Source organism: Methylotetracoccus oryzae (genome assembly GCF_006175985.1).
GTDB lineage: Bacteria > Pseudomonadota > Gammaproteobacteria > Methylococcales > Methylococcaceae > Methylotetracoccus > Methylotetracoccus oryzae.
This window is the reverse complement of sequence record NZ_SRSH01000014.1, coordinates 1-19,097: the sequence shown is the minus strand read 5'-3', so window position 1 is coordinate 19,097 and position 19,097 is coordinate 1. Positions and strand designations below refer to the sequence as shown.

Here is a 19,097-nt window from a genome sequence, read left to right as displayed (position 1 = left end):
TCCTGACGAACCCCGGGGTCCGCTGATGGTCCAACGCAGCGAGGCAGGGGTTATCGTGCCGCTGCGCACGCTGGAGACGAAGATTATGGTTTTTGACGAAGCGGGTCACGAACACGCGCGCGGCGACGAATTGACCCGTTATTTCATTCGCCGTCTCGATGAACTCGATGTGCGTGTCGAAGACGATGAGCTGAGTTACGACTGCAATACGCCGTACGACTATATGTACTTCCGGTTGCTATCGGATGCTCAGGTTCATTGGCAAAAGCATTTCGGATTTGTGCCGACGCCAGGGGAACTGACGAAGGCCTTTTTCGGCGCGGAGTATGAGCGGTCGAAGCGAGACCGGCTGGCCAAGCTTAGCTGGGTCGCGAAACTCAGCGATTACTGGCACCAGCGCCGGCGACGAAGAACGCTGACGGCATAGGTATCAGCAACCCGCGGCGCGCGAGCGCGAACCCGGCGTGGCCACAAAGCCTGCCAGTTGGCCTGCTTGGCTGATGCCGCCGGCGCGGGAGTGAGGTCAAATGCCGGCTCGGGCTCCGGGCGGCAGGTGTCTTTGTAGTGCATCGTCGGTAGGGCGATTGGCATGGCATCTGCGCGTTTCGCCACGCGTCGTCTGAGCCTTGCGGAACTCTGTATCGGCATCCCCGCACGTCGCGAGGCCCGGCGTCCGGCCCGAATTTCCCCCGGTCACCCGTCAGGCCCGAGCGTTCAAGTGTGATACCGTGCTGGCAGGCGACGACGGCTGGGCGCTGCGCTGTCATCGCTGGGCTTCGCGGCCCGCGCCGGGCGTCAGTCACTCCATGCCGCCGCACTTGGTAACATGCCGTGGAGGGGCGGGGCGCCGCAGTCGCTCGCGTCAGGACAATTATTTGCTGGAGGATTTCCGATGACCGCCACAGCCGCTGACGACAGAACGCCCATCCGACTCTCGGTGCTCGGCATGCGCTGCGCCGGCTGTGTGCAGTCCGTTGAGGATGCGCTGAAAGCGGTCGCTGGCGTTGAGACTGCCGAAGTCAATTTCGGCGACCACACCGCGGTTGTCCGCGGCGCAGTCGATCCTGCAGTCCTGAAAGCTGCGCTATTGGACGCCGGTTACGACGGCGCGGTGATGGAAGGTATCGAAGACGCGGGTGCGCAAGAGGAACTCGAGGAGCAGCGCTACCATGACCTGATGAAGAAGGCCCTTGTCGCCGGTGCGCTGGGGATCCCGCTGATGCTCGGCGCCCATTTGAACTGGCTGCCCGAGTTGGGCACCCCCGCCGGAACCCGCTTCTGGACGCTCGTGTCGCTGATGACACTGGGCATCCTGTATTACGCTGGCGGCCATTTCTTCCGCGGTGCGCTGAAGTCCTTTCAACATCGGCAGGCGAACATGGATACGTTGATCGCGCTCGGGACCGGCGCGGCGTGGTTCTATTCGACGATCGCGATCGACTACGCGGCCCTCCTCCCGGCCGCAGCCAAGCACGCGTATTTCGAAGCGGCCGTGATTATCCTCGCCTTCATCAATTTCGGCCAGGCGTTGGAGACGCGCGCCCGCGGCAAGACTTCGTCGGCTATTCGCGAACTGGTCGGTTTGCAGCCGAGGACCGCACGCGTCGTGCGTGAAGGCCGGGAATTGGATATTCCGATCGCCGATGTCGGTCTGGAGGAAACGGTACGGGTTCGTTCCGGCGAAAAGATTCCGGTGGACGGGGTGGTTCTCGAAGGTCACTCTTCGGTCGACGAATCGATGTTGACCGGGGAACCGATGCCGGTCGAGAAGGCACCGGGCGAGGAAGTCGTTGCCGGGACCCTGAATCAAAGCGGTACCTTTCTGCTCAAGACGACCCGCATCGGTCGGGATACCGTGCTGGCGCAGATCATCGCCAGTGTCCGGCAGGCTCAGGCCAGCAAGCCCGAGATCGCAAGGCTGGCCGACCGCATCGCAGCGGTTTTCGTGCCGGCGGTGGTGGCGATTGCGGTGGTCGCGTTCCTGATCTGGTGGATGGTCGGGCCCGACCCCTCCTTCGGTTACGCCTTCGTTGCCGCGATGACGGTGCTCGTGATCGCCTGCCCCTGCGCGCTTGGTTTGGCGACGCCGATCTCCGTCATGGTGGGCGTGGGCAAGGCGGCTCAGAAGGGCATCCTGATTCGCAATGGCGATGCCCTGCAGACGGCCGGCAAGCTCGACTGCATCGTTCTGGACAAGACTGGCACGGTAACCGCCGGCAAGCCGACCGTGGCGGTGGTCGAGGGTATCGACGAATGGAGCGAGCAGCGCGTACTGGGTTGGGCGGCGGGTCTGGAAAAGGGTTCGGAGCATCCACTGGCCGCGGCCGTGTTGGCCGCGGCGGTCGCCAAAGGGGTCGAGCCCGCCAGCGTGGACGGGTTTGCGGCCATTCCGGGCTATGGCGTCGAAGGGCGGATCGACGGGCAAGCGGTGCTGCTCGGCAATCCCGCACTGATGCGCGAAAGGGCGGTCGATGGCGGGCGCTTCGAACAGCGTCTCGCTGAGCTCACAGCACTCGGACAGACACCGATGCTGCTCGCTGTCAACGGATTACTGGTCGGTCTGGTGACAGTGGCCGATCCGATCAAGCCCGATTCGAAACAGGCGATAGCGCGGCTGAAATCGGCGGGTGTGCGGGTGCTGATGGTGACTGGCGACAATGAGGTCACAGCGCGCGCAATCGCCGAAGCGGCCGGTATCGACGAGATCCGTGCGCAGGTCCTGCCGGCCGACAAGGCCGCCGTCGTCAGGGTGTTGCAGGATCAGGGCGCGACGGTAGGTATGGTCGGGGACGGGATCAACGACGCGCCAGCCTTGGCGCAGGCCAACGTCGGCTTTGCGATCGGGACCGGGACGGATATCGCCATCGAGAGTGCGGACGTGGTGATCATGGCCGGCTCGCTTTCGAAGGTGCCCGAAGCGATGCATTTGTCGCAAGCCACGCTGAAGAACATCAAGCAGAACTTCTTCGGCGCGTTCCTGTACAACGCTCTGGCGATACCAGTGGCCGCAGGCCTGCTTTACCCGATGTTCGGACTGCTGTTGAACCCGATGATTGCCGGTGCCGCGATGGCCATGTCATCCGTGACCGTCGTGACGAACGCCAACCGTCTACGTTGGTTGTAGCCGCGAACGACCGGATGGCCGAAGTGCCTCCAGATCGCCGCTACGAAAATTTCAGAAGGAGCGCCGTTCAGCGCGGTGTCGCAGCGGCGGATGACTCTTCGGTCATCAGGAAGGTCGAACTCATGCGCTCCTTCAGATCCTTGCCGTCCTGGTAGATCAGCAGGGCCTTGAGCTTTTCCGCCTCGGCGATGCGGGCCGCTTCTGCTTCGCCCACGCACAGCAGCGCCGTGTCCCACGCGTCCGCCCAGGTCGGGTCCTCGTGCAGCACACTGACCGATAGCAGGTGATGCGTCACGGGCCTCCCGGTCCGCGGATCGAGGATGTGCGAATACACCGTGCCCCGGTCTTCGAAAAAGTTGCGGTAGGTGCCGGCGGTCATGACAGCCGTGCCTCGTTCTTGATGGAATTCCAGGACCCGCTGCACTTCCCGTGTGAACGGTGTCGGCTTTTCGATTGCAATGCGCCAGGGCGAACCGTCTGCCTTGCGACCGCGCACCTTCAGTTCCCCGCCGATTTCGACCATGTAGGCATTCAGGCCCTGTCGTTCCAGCAGGCCGGCAACCACGGCCACGCTGTAGCCCTGGGCGATGGACGATAGATCGATCCGTATTTCCGGGTCGGATTTGCGCAGCCGGTGGTTCTGCCGATCCACCTCGATGCGCGACATGCCCACGTGCGCAAGCGCCTGCCTGATTTCTTCGTCGCTGGGCACGCGGTTCTCGTGCCGGGAAAAGCCCCACAGGTCGAACAGCGGCTTCACGGTGAGATCGTAGCAGCCGTTCGAACGGTGGTAGACCTGCCGCGCAATGTCGACGACTTCGGCAATCTCCGGAGACACCTCCACCCAGTCGGTCGTGCGCCTTGCATTGAGTTGCGAGATCTCGGAGTCGTCCCGGTAGTTCGAAAGCTTTCGGTCGATGTCCGCGAAGGCGGCCTTGATCTGCGCGTGAAGGGCCTCGCGCGACACGGGGGTGCCGTTCGAAATGACCTTGACGTGGTAGGTCGTGCCTTGAATCTCGCCTTCCAGAGCGAGCTCCGGTTCGGCTGGCTGGCAACTGATCAGGGTCAGCGCGAGCGATAAGGTGACGGTCGCACTCGCGGGGCGCCGGGCGGCTGATGCCATTTCATACCTCGATGACGCTACCCAGCTCGATGACGCGTCGGGGCGGTAGCCGAAAAAATTGTAAGGGGCTCGCCGCATTGCGGTACAGCGAAATGAAGAGCTTTTCCTGATAACGGTTCAGTTCCCGGTCTCGGGTCGGGATGACGGTTTCGCGACCGAGAAAGAACGTTGCCTCGTCCAGGTTGATCGCGAGTCCCGCCAGCGGACACAGGGCCAGCGCCCGTGGTACGTGCGGTACCTGCATGAAACCGAATTTCGCCGTGACGCGGAAGAAATTCTGTTCGAGGTTCTCGACCATCAGTCGATCCTTCTCCGAAACGAACGGGATGTCTTCGAAGATCACCGTCAGCAGAATAATCCGCTCGTGCAGGATGTGATTGTGCTCGAAATTCTGTAGTAGTGCGAAGGGAAGGCTAAGGTGGCGTGAGTTCAAAAAGATTGCCGTGCCCGGAACCCGGATGGGTGGGTAGGTCGCAATCTGTTCGAGAAAGGCGCCCAAGGACACGGACTCGCGCTGCAGGCGATGCTGCAGGACCTCCCGTCCCCGCTTCCAGGTCGTCATGGTCAGGAAGGACGCGCCGCCTAACAACAACGGAAACCAGCCGCCTTCCGGAATTTTCGGGATATTTGCTGCAAAGAATGACAGATCGATGAAGAGAAATGTGCCCATCACGGCGGTGGCCCAGCGGATGGGCCATTTCCAGCTATCGATCGCCACGATGAACGCAAGCATCGTGTCGATCGCCATCGCCCCGGTGACGGCGATCCCGTAGGCTGCTGCCAGTTCGGCAGAGGAACCAAAGAACAGCACGAGTCCAATGACGCCGAACATCAGAACACGATTGACGGCCGGCACGAAAATTTGACCGATCTCGGATTCCGAGGTGTGAATCATCCGTTGCCGCGGCAGGTAGTCCAATTGGATCGCTTGCCGTGTGATGGAAAAGGCCCCGGAAATCACCGCCTGGGATGCGATGATCGTTGCCAGGGTCGCGAGTGCGACCATCGGGTACAAAGCCCCCTCGGGTACCAGTAGGTAAAAGGGGTTCTGCATCGCCTCCGGATTGCGGAGCAGCAATGCGCCTTGGCCCAGGTAGTTGATCAACAGGGCCGGCAGCACGAACAGGTACCAGGACCAGCGAATTGACGCCAGACCGAAATGGCCCATGTCGGCATACAGGGCTTCGCCGCCGGTCAATGCCAGGACGACCGCGCCCAGGATGAAAAAGCCCTGCCAACCCTGGTTCTGAAAGAATTGCACGGCGTACAGCGGATTCAGCGCCTCAAGCACCTCCGGGTTCTGGATCAGGCTGCGAAATCCCAGGTAACCCACGGCCAGAAACCACAGGACCATGATCGGGCCGAACAGGATGCCGACGCGGCTTGTGCCGTATCGCTGGATCGAGAACAAGGCCAGCAGCACACCCACGGCGATGGGCTGGATGAAGGGATGCAGTCGCGGTGTGCCGATCTCCAGGCCTTCCACTGCACTGAGCACGGAGATAGCCGGCGTGATCAGGCCGTCGCCGTAGAACAGGGCTGTGCCGAAAAGGCCGATGCCCATGATCCAGGCTCGGTGACTCCGCCGATGCCGCCGGTGCAGAGCCAGGGCCATCAACGCCATGATGCCGCCCTCGCCGCGATTATCGGCGCGCATGATGAACAGCACGTACTTGATGGAGATCACCATGGTCAGCGCCCAGAAGATCAGGGACAGCGCACCCATGATATTGCTGGGGCTGGGGTCGGTAGCGAGCGGACCGCTGAACATCAGCTTCATCGTGTACAGCGGGCTGGTTCCGATGTCGCCATAAACCACGCCGATGGCGCCCACGATGGTGGTAATCAGCCGCTGAGGTTTGTCCTTGTCGCTTTTCATCGGGGAGCGGGGGTCATGTCGGAGGCAGTGATCCGGCGCGGGCTGCCGCTTCGTCATTGTTGCAAGGGGGCAGCGAAGCTACGCGATTTCCCGGGGTACGGGCGACGCGGCGTCGGGTGGCGCTGTTGGCCGGGCGATAGTGTACGCTGGGAACGGCATCGATGGGCAGTCGAAGTGCCTAATCCCCGCCACGCGGCATTGCATCGACGCAGCGCGGCGCTTGTTCGGCGAACTGAGGAAGCCCCATGTCGGCGTTACGATCTCTATCTGCCGCAAGATGCTGCCCGGTCAGGAACGACTGCAACGGATCCGACCCAGTCCAGGGGGGGCTGAGCCGACGACCCAGGCAATGCCCTGCCCGGTGGTGGTAGAATCGGAGGCCTTGTGGCGCTCCGAGCGGGCGCATGCGCTTCAGACCAACGTCATGACCCCAGCCCCCGAAGATGATTCTGCGGACCTCGGCAAGATCGCCGCAGCGCTCGCGATCGGCCAGACCCAACGACACCTTTTCCTCTGTTCCGATCAGACCAAGCCTAAGTGCTGCGACAAGGCTTCCGGGCTGGAATCCTGGGAGTACCTCAAGCGGCGGCTCGACGAGTTGAAACTCAGCGGTCGCGGTGGGATTCAGCGCACCAAGGCCAACTGCTTACGGATCTGCCTGAAAGGCCCAATCGCCGTGGTCTATCCGGAGGGTGTCTGGTATCACTCGTGTACGCCGACAGTGCTGGAGCGAATCATTCAGGAACACCTCGTGGGCGGGCAACCGGTTGTCGATTACATGATTCCGATCGGCGAGCGACCGGCCCGCTGAGTCTGCCGGGGCCCCATGCGATGCAGCACCACGGAGATGAAGCCTCCCGCCGGTTCAGCGTACGGGGCTCGCGCTGGTTTTCGCCGACGCCATCCGCCGTCGGACCGCTTCGCCGGTGGTGTGTTGGGGCGCGGTCGCGGTCCGCTGCGATTCCGGGTCACGGCAAGCGCAGCGTCGGTCTCGGCCAGGACGGAGCCAGAGGTCTTTGCCCATTTCCCCAACTCGAAGGGTCCCATTTATGAGTAGCCCCAAAGCTCGCGACATGACCCGCCCGGCTGATTTGCTGCAGCATGGGCGCGGCACCGGTCCGCTGCGTTCGCAACGTCCGGTTTATCTCGATCTGTTGCCGCCATGCAATCACGCCTGCCCGGCGGGCGAGAACATCCAGCTGTGGCTGTCGCATGTTCAGGCGGGGCGCTACGAGCGGGCATGGCAGGCGCTGATGCGCGACAACCCGATGCCGGCCATCCACGGCCGCGTCTGCTATCACCCTTGCGAGACGAGTTGCAACCGCGGTGTCATCGACGATTCGGTCAGCATCCATGCGGTCGAGCGGTTTCTCGGCGATCTCGCGCTGCGCGAGGGCTGGACCATAACGCCTGACCAGCCGCCCAGTGGCAAGCGCGTTCTGATCGTCGGCGCCGGCCCCAGCGGACTTTCGGCCGCCTACCATCTGGCACGGATGGGGCACAGCGTGGAGATCCGCGAGGCCGGGCCGGTGGCCGGGGGCATGATGCATTTTGGTATCCCGGCGTATCGCTTGCCGCGTAGCGAACTGATGGGTGAAATCCGGCGCATCGAGCAGATGGGGGTCCGGATCACCTTGAACCACAAGGTGGAAAATCTGCTGCAGGAGCAAGAGCAGGGCGGGTTCGATGCCGCGTTCGTTGCGGTCGGCGCCCACCTCAGCAAGCGCGTCGACATTCCCGCTCGAGATGCCGGGAAGATCCTCGATGCCGTGAGCTTCCTGCGGCAGGCGGCGACCGGTGAGGCGCCCTTGCTCGGACGCCGCGTGGCCATCTATGGCGGCGGCAACACCGCGATGGACGCAGCGCGGACCGCGAAACGCCTGGGTGCCGAGGAAGCACTAATCATCTACCGTCGCGACCGCGACCATATGCCGGCGCATCCCTTCGAGGCCGACGAGGCCATCGAAGAAGGTGTCAAGATCAACTGGCTGCGGACCATCAAGGAGATCGAGGAAACGCGGATCACGGTCGAAATCATGGCGATCAATGCGGAGGGCTATCCGGAACCCACCGGCCGTTTCGAAACACTGGAAGCGGATGCGCTGATCCTGGCGCTCGGTCAGGACACGGATAGCGGGTTTCTGCGTCAGGTCCCGGATATCGAGTTCAAGAAGGACGGCACCGTGATCGTGGATGCGACGATGATGACTGGCCATGCCGGGATTTTTGCCGGCGGGGATATGGTGCCGAGCGAGCGGACCGTGACGGTTGCCGTGGGGCATGGCAAGAAGGCCGCCCGGCATATCGATGCCTATCTCCGCGGTAGTGCGTATGCCAAGCCGCCGTCCCAGGAACTGGCGACCTTCGAAAAGCTGCATCTTTGGTATTTCACGGAAGCCGATCAGCGGCAACAGGCGGAACTTGATCCGAGCGTCCGAGCCTACGGTTTTTCGGAAGTGTTGTCGGGCCTCAGCGAAAACGAGGCCGTGTTCGAAGCCCGGCGGTGCTTCTCCTGCGGCAACTGCTTCGAGTGCGACGGCTGCTATGGGGCCTGTCCCGAGCAGGCCATCGTCAAGCTCGGACCCGGTAAGCGCTACCGTTACGACTACGACCGTTGTACCGGATGCGCGGTGTGTTTCGAACAATGCCCGTGTCATGCGATCGAGATGGTCGCTGAGGGGGAGTGAGGCAATGAGCGACCGTAAAGTGATGACGCTGGAGGGCAACGAGGCCGTGGCCTATGTGGCGTACCGCGTCAACGAGGTGTGCGCGATCTATCCCATCACGCCATCCTCGACCATGGCCGAACTGGCGGATCAGTGGTCGGCCGAAGGCAAGCGCAACATCTGGGGCGAAATACCGCTCGTGGCCGAGATGCAGAGCGAAGGCGGTGCGGCCGGGGCAGTCCATGGAGCGCTGCAGACTGGTGCCTTGACGACGACCTTCACGGCCTCTCAGGGCCTGCTGCTGATGATCCCGAACATGTACAAGATTGCCGGCGAATTGACGCCGACGGTCTTTCATGTCGCGGCGCGGTCGCTGGCGGCCCAGGGCCTGTCGATATTCGGGGATCACTCCGACGTGGCCGCCGTGCGGCACACCGGCTTCGCGCAACTGTCGTCCGCATCGGTACAGGAGGCCCATGATTTCGCCTTGATCGCGCAGGCGGCGAGCCTGGCGTCCCGTGTACCGTTCGTGCACTTTTTCGACGGCTTCCGGACCTCGCACGAGGTCAGCAAGATCGATCTGATCCCGGATGCCCAGTTGAGGGCAATGATCGACGAGCGGCTGGTGCGTGCTCACCGTGCCCGTGCGCTGAATCCGGACGCCCCGTTTATCCGTGGTACGGCGCAGAATCCGGATGTCTATTTCCAGGGGCGCGAGAGTGCAAACCCGTTCTATGCCGAGCTGCCCGCCATCGTCCAGCAGACCATGGATCGTTTCGCCGCGTGCGTCGGCCGGCAATATCGTCTTTTCGAATACTACGGTCACCCGGAAGCCGAGCGCGTGGTCGTCGTCATGGGCAGCGGTGCCTACACGGTTCGTGAGACGGTGGCCTATCTGAGTGCGCGCAGCGAGAGGGTGGGCGTGATCCATGTCCATTTATGCCTGCCATTCGCGGCCGAGCACTTCCTTGCTGCCTTGCCGCCCACGACTCGCGCGGTTGCGGTCCTCGACCGGCTCAAGGCGCCGGGTAGCACCGGCGAGCCGCTGTATGCGGACGTCGTTGCGGTGCTCAGCGAGGCCTACACGAGGGGCGCGCTGGCGCTGCCGGGGCTCCCACGCACGATCGGTGGCCGCTATGGTCTGTCCTCGAAGGAATTCAATCCGGCCATGGTGAAGGCGGTGTTCGACGAGCTGGCTAAAGCGCAGCCGAAGAACCGCTTCACGGTCGGCATCAACGACGATGTCTCCCATACCAGCCTCGTTTACGACTCGGCGTTCGACATCGAGTCGGACAGCGCGGTCCGTGCCCTCTTTTTCGGGTTGGGCGCGGATGGCACGGTCGGTGCCAACAAGAACAGCATCAAGATTATCGGCGAGTCCACCGATTTGTATGCTCAAGGGTATTTCGTCTACGACTCGAAGAAGTCCGGCTCGCAGACTGTCTCGCACGTGCGCTTCGGACCCGAGCCCATCCAGGCTCCGTACCTGATCGAGTCAGCCAATTTTATCGGTTGCCACCAGTTCAACTTCATCGAGAAAGTCGACGTGCTGGCGAAGGCCAAGCCCGGCGGAACCTTCCTGCTGAACAGCCCGTTCGGTCCGAGCGAGGTCTGGGACCATTTGCCGTGCGACGTCCAGCGTCAGTTGATCGCCAAGAAGCTGAGGTTCTACGTGATCGATGCTTCGGCCGTCGCGCAGGCGACGGGCATGGGTACGCGGACCAACACGATCATGCAGACCTGTTTTTTCGCGCTGTCGGGCGTGCTACCTCGCGAAGAGGCCATCGGGAAGATCAAGGACGCGATCAAGAAGAGCTACGGCAAGAAGGGCGACGAGGTCGTGCAGAAGAACTTCCGCGCTGTCGACCAGACGCTGGAGAATCTGTTCGAGGTGACCGTCCCGGTCGCGGTGACCAACAGCCAGGGACGCCCGCCGACGGTACCGCCAGGTGCCCCCGAGTTCGTGCAGCGCGTGACGGCGATGATGATGGCCGGTCTCGGCGACGAGTTGCCCGTGAGCGCGATGCCGGTGGATGGCACCTATCCGTCGGGTACCACCCAGTGGGAGAAGCGGAACATCGCGCTGTCGGTGCCGCACTGGGAGCCCGATCTTTGTATCCAGTGCGGTAATTGCAGCTTCGTCTGCCCGCATAGTGTGATCCGCGCCAAGTTCTACCACGAGTCGCGTCTGAAGGCCGCGCCCGAGGGTTTCCAGTCGGCGCCGATCAGTGCGAGGGGCTTTCCGGGCACGCGCTACACGCTGCAGATTTATGCCGAGGATTGCACCGGCTGCAGCCTGTGCGTCGAGGTCTGTCCTGCTCAGAGCTTCAAGGAGAGCGGCGTCAAGGCCATCAATATGGCGGAGAAGCCGGATCTCGACGAGGCGCGGAGTCACATTGCATTTTTCGAGAAGCTCCCGGTAAACGACAGGGCCCGAGTCGATTTCTCGTCGGTGCGCGGCGCGCAGTTTCTGGAGCCCTTGTTCGAGTTCTCCGGCGCCTGCGCGGGTTGCGGCGAAACGCCCTACGTGAAGCTGCTGTCGCAATTGTTCGGAGATCGGTTGATCGTCGCGAATGCGACCGGCTGTTCTTCGATTTACGGTGGGAACCTGCCCACAACCCCGTGGTCGGTCAACGGCGAGGGCAGGGGACCGGCCTGGTCCAATTCCTTGTTCGAGGACAATGCCGAGTTTGGCTTCGGCTTCCGGCTGACGGCGGACCAGCACCTGAGCCTCGCGCGTCAGCTCGCGAACGGGCTCAAGGGCAAGGTGGATGCGCTACTGGTCGATGAGATCGTCAATGCGCCGCAGTTGACCGAGTCGCAGATCCGAGCACAGCGCGAGCGGGTCGCAAAGCTGAAAGCGCAGTTGCTGGTCCTCGATGATGAGATGGCGCGGGATCTCTTGTCGGTGGTCAATCATTTCGTCCGTCGCAGCATCTGGATGGTGGGCGGCGACGGCTGGGCTTACGACATTGGCTCGGGAGGCCTGGACCACGTGCTGGCGAGTGGCCGCGACATCAATGTGCTGGTGCTGGACACGGAGGTCTATTCGAATACCGGCGGACAAATGTCGAAGGCGACGCCGTTGGGGGCAGTCGCGAAATTTGCCGCGGCAGGGAAGCCGGTCGCCAAGAAGGACCTGGCGCTACAGGCGATCGCTTACGGCAGCGTCTATGTCGCGCGGGTCGCGATGGGCGGCAATCCCCAACAGACCTTGCTCGCTTTGCGCGAAGCGGAAGCCTATCCCGGCCCCTCGCTGATCCTGGCCTACAGCCACTGTATCGCCCACGGCATCAACATGCAGCACGGGATGCGGCAGCAGGACCTGGCCGTTGCGAGCGGGTACTGGCCGCTGATCCGTTACAACCCGGCGCTGCGCGACTCCGATCGCAATCCGTTCGTGCTGGACTCTCCGCGGCCGCGGGTCAAGTTCAAGCACTACGCGCTCAATGAGCTGCGTTACAAGATGCTGAGTCGGACTAACCCGCTGGAGTCCGACCGACTGATGGCGATGGCGCAGACCGCCGTCGACCAGAAATGGCAAATCTACGAGGAGATGGCGAGCCGCGATAGCAGGCAGTTCTCTCCCGACGCCAGTGTGAAGAGCCGCTGAGGACGACGCGCATGAACCTGAAGACACGCTACATGGGGCTCGAGCTGCAACATCCGGTCATTGCCTCGGCTTCGCCCTTGTCCGAATCGCTCGATGGCATTCGGCAACTCGAGGATGCGGGCGCCGCGGCGGTCGTGATGTTCTCGCTGTTCGAGGAGCAGATCCGTAATGAAAGCGCGGCCTTCGAGCATTTCATGGAGCACGGCACCCTAAGCTTCGCGGAGTCGCTGAGCTATTTTCCGGAGATCGACGACCAGCCGGCCGGGCCCGATGCCTACCTGGACCTGATTCGGCGCGCGACGCAGGCCGTCGACATCCCGGTGATCGCCAGCCTCAACTGTGTCACCGCAGAGGGCTGGACGGATTACGCCCGGCAAATCGAGCAGGCCGGTGCCCAGGGACTGGAGTTGAACATCTACGGCATCGAAGCCAACCTCACGATTTCGGGCCAGGAGGTCGAGCAACGTTATCTGGACATTTTGCAGACGGTGAAGGCGGCGGTGAAGATTCCGGTCGCGCTGAAACTGAGTCCGTTCTTCAGCGCGATCGGCCACATGACCAATCGGCTGGATGAAGCCGGGGCGGACGCGCTGGTGTTATTCAATCGCTTTTACCAGCCCGACCTCGACATCGACCGGCTCGAAGTGTCCCCAACGCTGAAACTGAGCCAGGCGGGCGAGATTCGCCTGCCGCTGCTGTGGATCGCGCTGTTGCACGGTCACGTCAAGGCCTCGTTGGCCGCGACGCGCGGCGTCGAAACCTCGGCCGAGGTCATCAAGTATCTCCTGGCCGGAGCGGATGCGGTCATGACGGCCTCCGCGCTCCTCCGGAATGGTCCCGGTTACGTCAGCACACTCGTTTCTGGCCTGAGCGAGTGGCTGCATGACCGGGAATTCGACTCCGTGGATCAGATCCGTGGCATCATGAGCCATCGGAAGGTCAAGAATCCCGCCGCTTTCGAACGCGCCAACTACATCAAAGTATTGGAAAGCTACAAGTGAACAAGCGTGCCGCACACATCTCAGGGTGCGCGGCAAGGCTTGCATCGGACGCCGCATCTTCTAAGCTATCCGGATCAGGCATGACGCCCAGACGGCGTGCTTGCGTGTCGTGGCCAGGAACACAACGCTCGGTGAGGCTTGCCTTAACCCTCTTTAAGATATGCAAACAGAACAAATACTCGCAATCGCCATCAAGGCCCTCGATGAGGGCAAAGCCATTGATGTGCGCGTCATCGACGTGCGGGGCAAGACCAGCATCGCCGACTACATGGTCATCGCCAGCGGAACCTCGGACCGCCACGTGAAGTCACTCGCCTCGCGCGTCGTTGAAGATGCCAGACACGCCGGCGTGCCTCCGCTCGGCGTCGAAGGTGAAATCACCGGGGAATGGGTTCTCGTCGACCTGGTGGATGTCATCGTGCACGTCATGCAACCGCGAGTACGCGAGTTCTATCAGCTCGAGAAATTCTGGCAGGCTGATTACGCAGAGCCGAAGGCGGCGTCGGCGTGATCCGTCGCGTCCTGCCCGGCATGCCCCCAAAAGTGAAGTGGGCCATAGGCTTGCCTCGAGCCGCTCAAGACGTTATTATGGCCGACTTTTAATCCGGCCTTCAGACTGGAACACAAGAAATGAAGACCTTTAGCGCCAAGCCAGCCGAAGTCAAGCGGGACTGGTTCGTCATCGATGCCGACGGCAAGACTCTCGGCCGGTTGAGCACAGAGATCGCCCGCCGACTGCGCGGCAAGCACAAACCTGTTTATACCCCGCACGTCGATACCGGCGACTACATCATCGTGGTCAACGCCGAAAAAGTGCGTGTCACGGGCACCAAGGAACAGGACAAGGTGTATTACAAACACACCGGATACATCGGGAACATGAAGTCGATAACCCTGGGCAAACTGCGTCAGCGCAAGCCGGAGCGCATCATCGAGACTGCCGTTCAGGGTATGTTGCCAAAGAACCCACTGGGCCGCGCGATGTTCCGCAAGCTCAAGGTTTATGCGGGCCCCACCCATAATCACCAGGCGCAGCAACCGCTCGCGCTGGAAATCTAGTCGTCGAGTTCACAGCACACATGGCACAGATCAGCTACTACGGTACCGGGCGCCGCAAGAGCGCCGTTGCGCGCGTTTACGCGAAGCCGGGCAAGGGACAAATCACGATCAACAACAAGGTTCTCGCCGACTATTTCGGTCGGAAGACTGACCAGATGGTCGTGTTGCAGCCGCTCGAACTGGTCGATCTGGCTGACAAGGTCGACGTGAACGTGAAGGTTTGCGGTGGCGGTCCATCCGGGCAGGCAGGCGCGATTCGTCATGGCCTTACCCGTGCGCTGATCGAATACGACGAAGCCCTGCGGTCCGACCTGCGCCGCGCGGGTTACGTCACGCGCGATGCCCGTGAGGTCGAGCGTAAGAAGGTCGGCCTGCACAAGGCCCGCCGGCGTCCTCAGTACTCGAAGCGATAAGCTTCAACGGTCGCTTCGCAGCGCTTTACCCGTAGTGAGTGCGTTGCGTCCGGCCCGCTTCACCCGATACTTGGGGGATCGTCTAGTGGTAGGACAACGGACTCTGACTCCGTTAACCTAGGTTCGAATCCTAGTCCCCCAGCCAATCAAAACAGCAACTTACTTGTTGCTGGCAATCGCGGGCAGTTGTGGATAACTGCCCTTTTTTGTGTCCGGTGGCATGAACTTGCTACGCTGGACCGGCAGACCCAGACACCTGACGCGCCCACGCTTGTTTGGGTAACGCGTTTCACCGACAGACTAGCTGCCCGCCCGCCAGCTCGACACGCACGATGGGGAAAAGAAATCGGGCTGAGCGCCGGGAGTCTTGTGGCGGTCCGCGGGCTCGCGCCATTAATCTATCAGTGCCAATCGCCAATCGCCCTTCGGGGGCAGCCCCGACTCGGGGCTCTCTATCAGCGAAGATCCCAGCGCGGCTGGCCAACCAGCCGGCAAACCGCCTGCACCAAGCATTCGGCTAACGCCGCGATCAAAATGAGGCCCGGGAAGACCTTTTCTCCTGTCTTGATATACTCCAGCTCTTTGCTCTTATAGAGTTCGTTTAGGCAGCGCAGGGCCTCTCTCTGATCGCCGGACAGCTCCAGGTGCGACGAGAGGCCCCGAGCCGTCGCTTCTCCGAGAGCTTTCTCCAGGTCGTGGCCGATTAGCGGTAGATCCTCCAGTGCAAGGCCACGGTGCAGCAGGAAAGCCTTTAGCGACAGCTCTATGGAGTGTCCCAGAAGATACAGAGCAGGAATGACCACCCTCTCGGAAACAGGACCCATCGGTCCCCAATCCTCATCAGGGCCTCGGCACATTGAGGCCGCCTCCAAAAAGCTTTGGGCATAAAAGGTCAACCCCTGGGGGGTGGTTTTTGCCCGCTCGGCAGGCCCACAGCGCTGGGTGTTTTTTTTCCTGGGCATCGCATGAGGGTAAGCCATGGGCAGTGACAGAGCAAACTCGGGAACAACTGAGGCGCTGCCTCGGCAATAAAGCGCGGGTCAAATAGGCGCTTGAAACCTGCAAGTAGTGATGACCGACAGTGCAGCCGCGATGGCGGGCCATTTCAGGTTGTGCCAATGACCGGCTTTATGGTACGCGAGGTCCGCAGTACCAGAAAGCCAGCCAAGGCCGTATCGCAGTCGGCTAGATTAGAGGCTGGCAGGACGACCGGCCTGAGGCAAGCATCATGCTGCGCTTGTAGGCCAGTTGGCGCCGCTTCGTCGGCGCCACGTCGGTATGGGTCCATGTCAGGCAGCCGCTCTAAGCCTCCAGTGCTTAACGCGCCGTTATTCATCGACCGACATGCGCGCGTTCGCTAGTCCATTGGAGGCAGTCTGTCCGACGTGCCGCTCCCTGGATGCCCATCGTATATGTACTACCGCCAAACCGGTCTTCGCATCTGTCGGGGTCGCCGGAACCCGGCCTCCCAATATGGTAATGCCTTCACGGGTCGGCTTCTCCACAGTGACCGCCGCTACGTTTCAGTGGCCCGCAGGAAAGGCGGTTGGCTCACGCTCCATCTAGAACGTTTGGTCCAATGCGGTCTGCTGCGACGCCCTGCGTCTGATTTGCTGTGAGAGTGTTGCAGAGTTACTGACGAAAACGCGATTCCCCAGGAACCAAATGCGACCACCCCTGCGTGCTGCGGATTCGATCACTGTTGAAGGGATATTGTTGGAGCAGACGCCGGACTTGGTTCCGGCAAGGCGTAGGAACACGAGCAGATCGCTTTGGTGACGAGTCATGGAAGTCGTGCAATCAATCAAAAAGAACCAAGCGTAGACGCCTTTTTCGCTTTACGCAGCGAACTCGTTCACACTTTCGCTCGCACGCAAAAAAGTGCGGCCGGGGTTGGGAAGGGAACGGATCGAAACTTCAGAAGGCCTCGCGCGATCCGATGCCTCATTCAGATGGCAGCGAGGGGCGATCTTCGGGTGATGCCGCTCGGTAACGGAGACCGGGCAGACCCCAGCGGACAGTTTCTTCTGCCCTGAAGGCAGGCCGGGCGGGGCAGCGAGGGACTCAAAGGCGTGGGGCCCCTCGCATGACTAACCCACTGGTTCGGCTCCTTCACACCACCACAGCGTCACGCCGATAACAAGTGCTGGTGAACAGGTTGATCAAGCCGCGCTGCCTCCACGCCCTCTCTTGGCTTCCATGGCAGGTTACGCAGGGCTTCATTGAACGCGATGGCGAACAGCTCGTGGCTCGGCTCGCGCTTGTCGGCGATCTCCGGGTTGCTGATGTAAGGCACAACGACCGGGTTCGTATTGATCTCCCATACGGCGATTCGATTCATGCTGTCGACGCTGTAGTCAATTCGACCATATTGTATGTTTGCTAACTCACATACCCTTTGCAACTGTTTGGCATGCGGATTTTCTCGGATATAGTCCAACTCACGTTGACAGTATTCCGGTTCCTGATGCGACGAGCCAAACTTGACCACCCAGTTCTCCGAAAACCACAAATGCGCGGGCACGATGCGACCATTGACGACGAATGCACCGTATTTGTGATACAGCCCGTTGGCGTTTGACGTATCGATGAACTCGCACACGACGATGTCTTTCGGACGCTGCAGGCGGCGTCTAATCCGACACAAACGGCCCATTAGGGAGTTGTCTTTCGGCAGTGAAATGTCGATCCGAGAGGATGACCTTTTCTCCGTAGCGTCCACAGAAGCCCTGTCAGATTTTTTCTTCCGAGAGAATAGCCCATCCCATCTAAAGCCCGTCAAGGCACGAATTTCAGATTCAACATCGGCCGCGTTATAAAGCAATTTGGTGCGCGGCGCACCATGGTCATCGGCAATCCGGACGAATACCGGAAAGCGAGCGCCACTCCAGTCCTGATCGGCGCGATAGACCTTGAACCCATTTATGTCGGCTTTTTTCAGTACGGACAGAAGGTCATATCGCAGAAGCGAACTCTGAGGGGAGTTAAGTAGCGTGATATCAGGCCTATGGCGTGAGATCTCCCGATGAACCTTGATCGCTGCCTGTTTGTGACCTAGCACCAGGCGCTCGAGGTCGGTGAAAATTACCGTGCCAGCCGGGATGGATCTTACGTCGACCTTTTCGCCATAGGGTATAAATTTGACTCGGGACGCGATGGAATCACCATGTGTTGCGAGATAGGTGCCCCACGTGTAGGTGTGTTCCGACGAGATGAAGATCGTGATCATATTGGCGCGGACCTTTGTGTAGCGATATTGGATGTAAAATTACATTCGATTACGAACGTGCCCCTTCCCTCGGCACGTCCTGGTGTATTGGGGTCGTGCCTTAGTGTCCCGTCTTCACTCCACGGGGCACTCTCAATGAATTCCCGGGTCGATGTGGCATTTCCGTCTGCCAGACCCGCTTTTGGCCCCCCGTGACCGAATGCGAAACCTGGCCTCGATTCGAAAACGGGACGGTCCAAGAGCACAGCGAGAGAAAAGTTTTTTCCCGTTAAGCAGGTACCGTAATTCCTTTGCGCTACCCTTTAACGCTTTGGTTTACAGCCGTGCCGGTTTCACTTCAGCAAAAGGAGTGCCAATATCGTATTATTCTGTTCTGTAAGACGAAAAGCGCTAAGCGCAGGTTCCGGGAGGGGGGAATGTAAAATTTCCGGACTGACGAGCTTCTGGAATGGAGCGGCGTTGCGACGTGTTTGGACCCCGCCCGGTCGGCGTGCGGGTCTCGACAATCATGTTTCCCGGCAGAGCCGATAAATGTTCTGACATCGGCGAACGGGCGGAGATGCAGATGGAATGGGTCTCTCGGCGATCGGAACGGCAAAACTGCCTGTTTCATCACCCTCCCCCGTTGTAGGCAAAGAGTCGCGACGACTCGACGCCCAGCGCCTTTCCCAATTCGAAATGACGGCTTGCTTCCCGGTGTTGCGAGACGGTTGCTGTTGTGCAGCTGAAGTTCGGTTCGGTGTCTGGGGCAACGCACCGATGATCAAACGGTAACGAGGCCCGAGAAGTCGACCCCTGAAGCGCAGCAACCCGCCCTGTCAGGTAATTCCTTCCGCTTACCCATCACGGCGGAGCAAGGAGCGGGACGCTAAGGAGCCTCTGAACAAATGCGGCTGGTAAGCTATCGCCAACAGAGCACGTGAACGCGGTGACCGGATGAAACAGACGACCTTCGCCTCGCTGGCCTATGACCAGAAGAAGAAGCAGACC

The 19,097-nt window shown here is 61.1% G+C and carries 13 protein-coding genes and 1 tRNA gene; 10 read left to right on the top strand and 4 right to left on the bottom strand.

What is annotated here, in order from left to right:
• Positions 1-25 precede the first annotated feature (25 nt).
• Both BWR02_RS14310 and BWR02_RS14305 read left to right on the top strand, forming a co-directional pair.
• Complete coding sequence (locus BWR02_RS14310; protein WP_139558624.1) at positions 26-427, top strand: hypothetical protein; 402 nt, start codon at positions 26-28, stop codon at positions 425-427.
• A gap of 465 nt (positions 428-892) precedes the next feature.
• Positions 893-3,124 carry a heavy metal translocating P-type ATPase gene (locus BWR02_RS14305; RefSeq protein ID WP_236102256.1) on the top strand — a complete coding sequence of 744 codons (2,232 nt, stop codon included), beginning with the start codon at positions 893-895 and terminating at the stop codon, positions 3,122-3,124.
• 67 nt (positions 3,125-3,191) lie between these two features.
• Here the strand turns inward: BWR02_RS14305 and BWR02_RS14300 are convergent, their stop codons facing one another.
• Positions 3,192-4,247 (bottom strand): FAD:protein FMN transferase, encoded by a 1,056-nt coding sequence (locus BWR02_RS14300; protein ID WP_139558623.1) that lies wholly within the window; start codon positions 4,245-4,247, stop codon positions 3,192-3,194.
• A gap of 1 nt (position 4,248) precedes the next feature.
• The gene (locus BWR02_RS14295; RefSeq protein WP_139558622.1) at positions 4,249-6,126 is read right to left on the bottom strand and encodes a potassium transporter Kup; all 1,878 of its coding nucleotides are present in this window, start codon (positions 6,124-6,126) and stop codon (positions 4,249-4,251) included.
• A 361-nt stretch (positions 6,127-6,487) separates the two neighbouring features.
• On the opposite strand from BWR02_RS14295, the gene BWR02_RS14290 reads away from it, so the two are divergent.
• The 8 genes from BWR02_RS14290 to BWR02_RS14255 all read left to right on the top strand — a co-directional run bounded on the left by BWR02_RS14290 (position 6,488) and on the right by BWR02_RS14255 (position 15,023).
• A complete protein-coding gene (locus BWR02_RS14290; protein ID WP_236102255.1) occupies positions 6,488-6,937 on the top strand; it encodes a (2Fe-2S) ferredoxin domain-containing protein in 450 nt (149 codons plus the stop codon).
• Positions 6,938-7,175: 238 nt separating this feature from the next.
• A complete protein-coding gene (locus BWR02_RS14285; protein ID WP_139558621.1) occupies positions 7,176-8,813 on the top strand; it encodes an NAD(P)-binding protein in 1,638 nt (545 codons plus the stop codon).
• Positions 8,814-8,817: 4 nt separating this feature from the next.
• A complete protein-coding gene (gene nifJ / locus BWR02_RS14280; RefSeq protein ID WP_139558620.1) occupies positions 8,818-12,405 on the top strand; it encodes a pyruvate:ferredoxin (flavodoxin) oxidoreductase in 3,588 nt (1,195 codons plus the stop codon).
• An 11-nt stretch (positions 12,406-12,416) separates the two neighbouring features.
• Positions 12,417-13,406: a dihydroorotate dehydrogenase-like protein gene (locus BWR02_RS14275; protein ID WP_139558619.1), complete on the top strand. Its 990-nt coding sequence runs from the start codon at positions 12,417-12,419 to the stop codon at positions 13,404-13,406.
• Between the two features lie 160 nt (positions 13,407-13,566).
• Positions 13,567-13,917 carry a ribosome silencing factor gene (gene rsfS / locus BWR02_RS14270; RefSeq protein WP_139558618.1) on the top strand — a complete coding sequence of 117 codons (351 nt, stop codon included), beginning with the start codon at positions 13,567-13,569 and terminating at the stop codon, positions 13,915-13,917.
• Positions 13,918-14,036: 119 nt separating this feature from the next.
• Positions 14,037-14,465, top strand: a complete 429-nt coding sequence (rplM, locus tag BWR02_RS14265; RefSeq protein ID WP_129884636.1) for a 50S ribosomal protein L13 — start codon at positions 14,037-14,039, stop codon at positions 14,463-14,465.
• Positions 14,466-14,485: 20 nt separating this feature from the next.
• Complete coding sequence (gene rpsI / locus BWR02_RS14260; protein WP_129884637.1) at positions 14,486-14,878, top strand: 30S ribosomal protein S9; 393 nt, start codon at positions 14,486-14,488, stop codon at positions 14,876-14,878.
• 71 nt (positions 14,879-14,949) lie between these two features.
• Positions 14,950-15,023: transfer RNA gene (locus BWR02_RS14255), tRNA-Gln, on the top strand.
• Between the two features lie 310 nt (positions 15,024-15,333).
• On the opposite strand, the gene BWR02_RS14250 is transcribed toward BWR02_RS14255, so the two are convergent.
• Both BWR02_RS14250 and BWR02_RS14245 read right to left on the bottom strand, forming a co-directional pair.
• On the bottom strand, positions 15,334-15,858 hold the full coding sequence (locus tag BWR02_RS14250) for a HEPN domain-containing protein (RefSeq protein WP_162560171.1): 525 nt from the start codon (positions 15,856-15,858) through the stop codon (positions 15,334-15,336).
• A 1,148-nt stretch (positions 15,859-17,006) separates the two neighbouring features.
• On the bottom strand, positions 17,007-18,107 hold the full coding sequence (locus BWR02_RS14245; RefSeq protein WP_139558616.1) for a hypothetical protein: 1,101 nt from the start codon (positions 18,105-18,107) through the stop codon (positions 17,007-17,009).
• Positions 18,108-19,097: the final 990 nt, after the last annotated feature.

Excerpts from the sequence above, each read along its gene's own strand:
- BWR02_RS14310 (WP_139558624.1), top strand. The coding sequence starts at position 26 with ATGGTCCAACGCAGCGAGGCAGGGGTTATCGTGCCGCTGCGCACGCTG.
- BWR02_RS14305 (WP_236102256.1), top strand. The coding sequence starts at position 893 with ATGACCGCCACAGCCGCTGACGACAGAACGCCCATCCGACTCTCGGTG.
- BWR02_RS14300 (WP_139558623.1), bottom strand. The coding sequence starts at position 4,247 with ATGGCATCAGCCGCCCGGCGCCCCGCGAGTGCGACCGTCACCTTATCG.
- BWR02_RS14295 (WP_139558622.1), bottom strand. The coding sequence starts at position 6,126 with ATGAAAAGCGACAAGGACAAACCTCAGCGGCTGATTACCACCATCGTG.
- BWR02_RS14285 (WP_139558621.1), top strand. The coding sequence starts at position 7,176 with ATGAGTAGCCCCAAAGCTCGCGACATGACCCGCCCGGCTGATTTGCTG.
- nifJ (WP_139558620.1), top strand. The coding sequence starts at position 8,818 with ATGAGCGACCGTAAAGTGATGACGCTGGAGGGCAACGAGGCCGTGGCC.
- BWR02_RS14275 (WP_139558619.1), top strand. The coding sequence starts at position 12,417 with ATGAACCTGAAGACACGCTACATGGGGCTCGAGCTGCAACATCCGGTC.
- rsfS (WP_139558618.1), top strand. The coding sequence starts at position 13,567 with ATGCAAACAGAACAAATACTCGCAATCGCCATCAAGGCCCTCGATGAG.
- rplM (WP_129884636.1), top strand. The coding sequence starts at position 14,037 with ATGAAGACCTTTAGCGCCAAGCCAGCCGAAGTCAAGCGGGACTGGTTC.
- rpsI (WP_129884637.1), top strand. The coding sequence starts at position 14,486 with ATGGCACAGATCAGCTACTACGGTACCGGGCGCCGCAAGAGCGCCGTT.
- BWR02_RS14250 (WP_162560171.1), bottom strand. The coding sequence starts at position 15,858 with ATGGCTTACCCTCATGCGATGCCCAGGAAAAAAAACACCCAGCGCTGT.
- BWR02_RS14245 (WP_139558616.1), bottom strand. The coding sequence starts at position 18,107 with ATGATCACGATCTTCATCTCGTCGGAACACACCTACACGTGGGGCACC.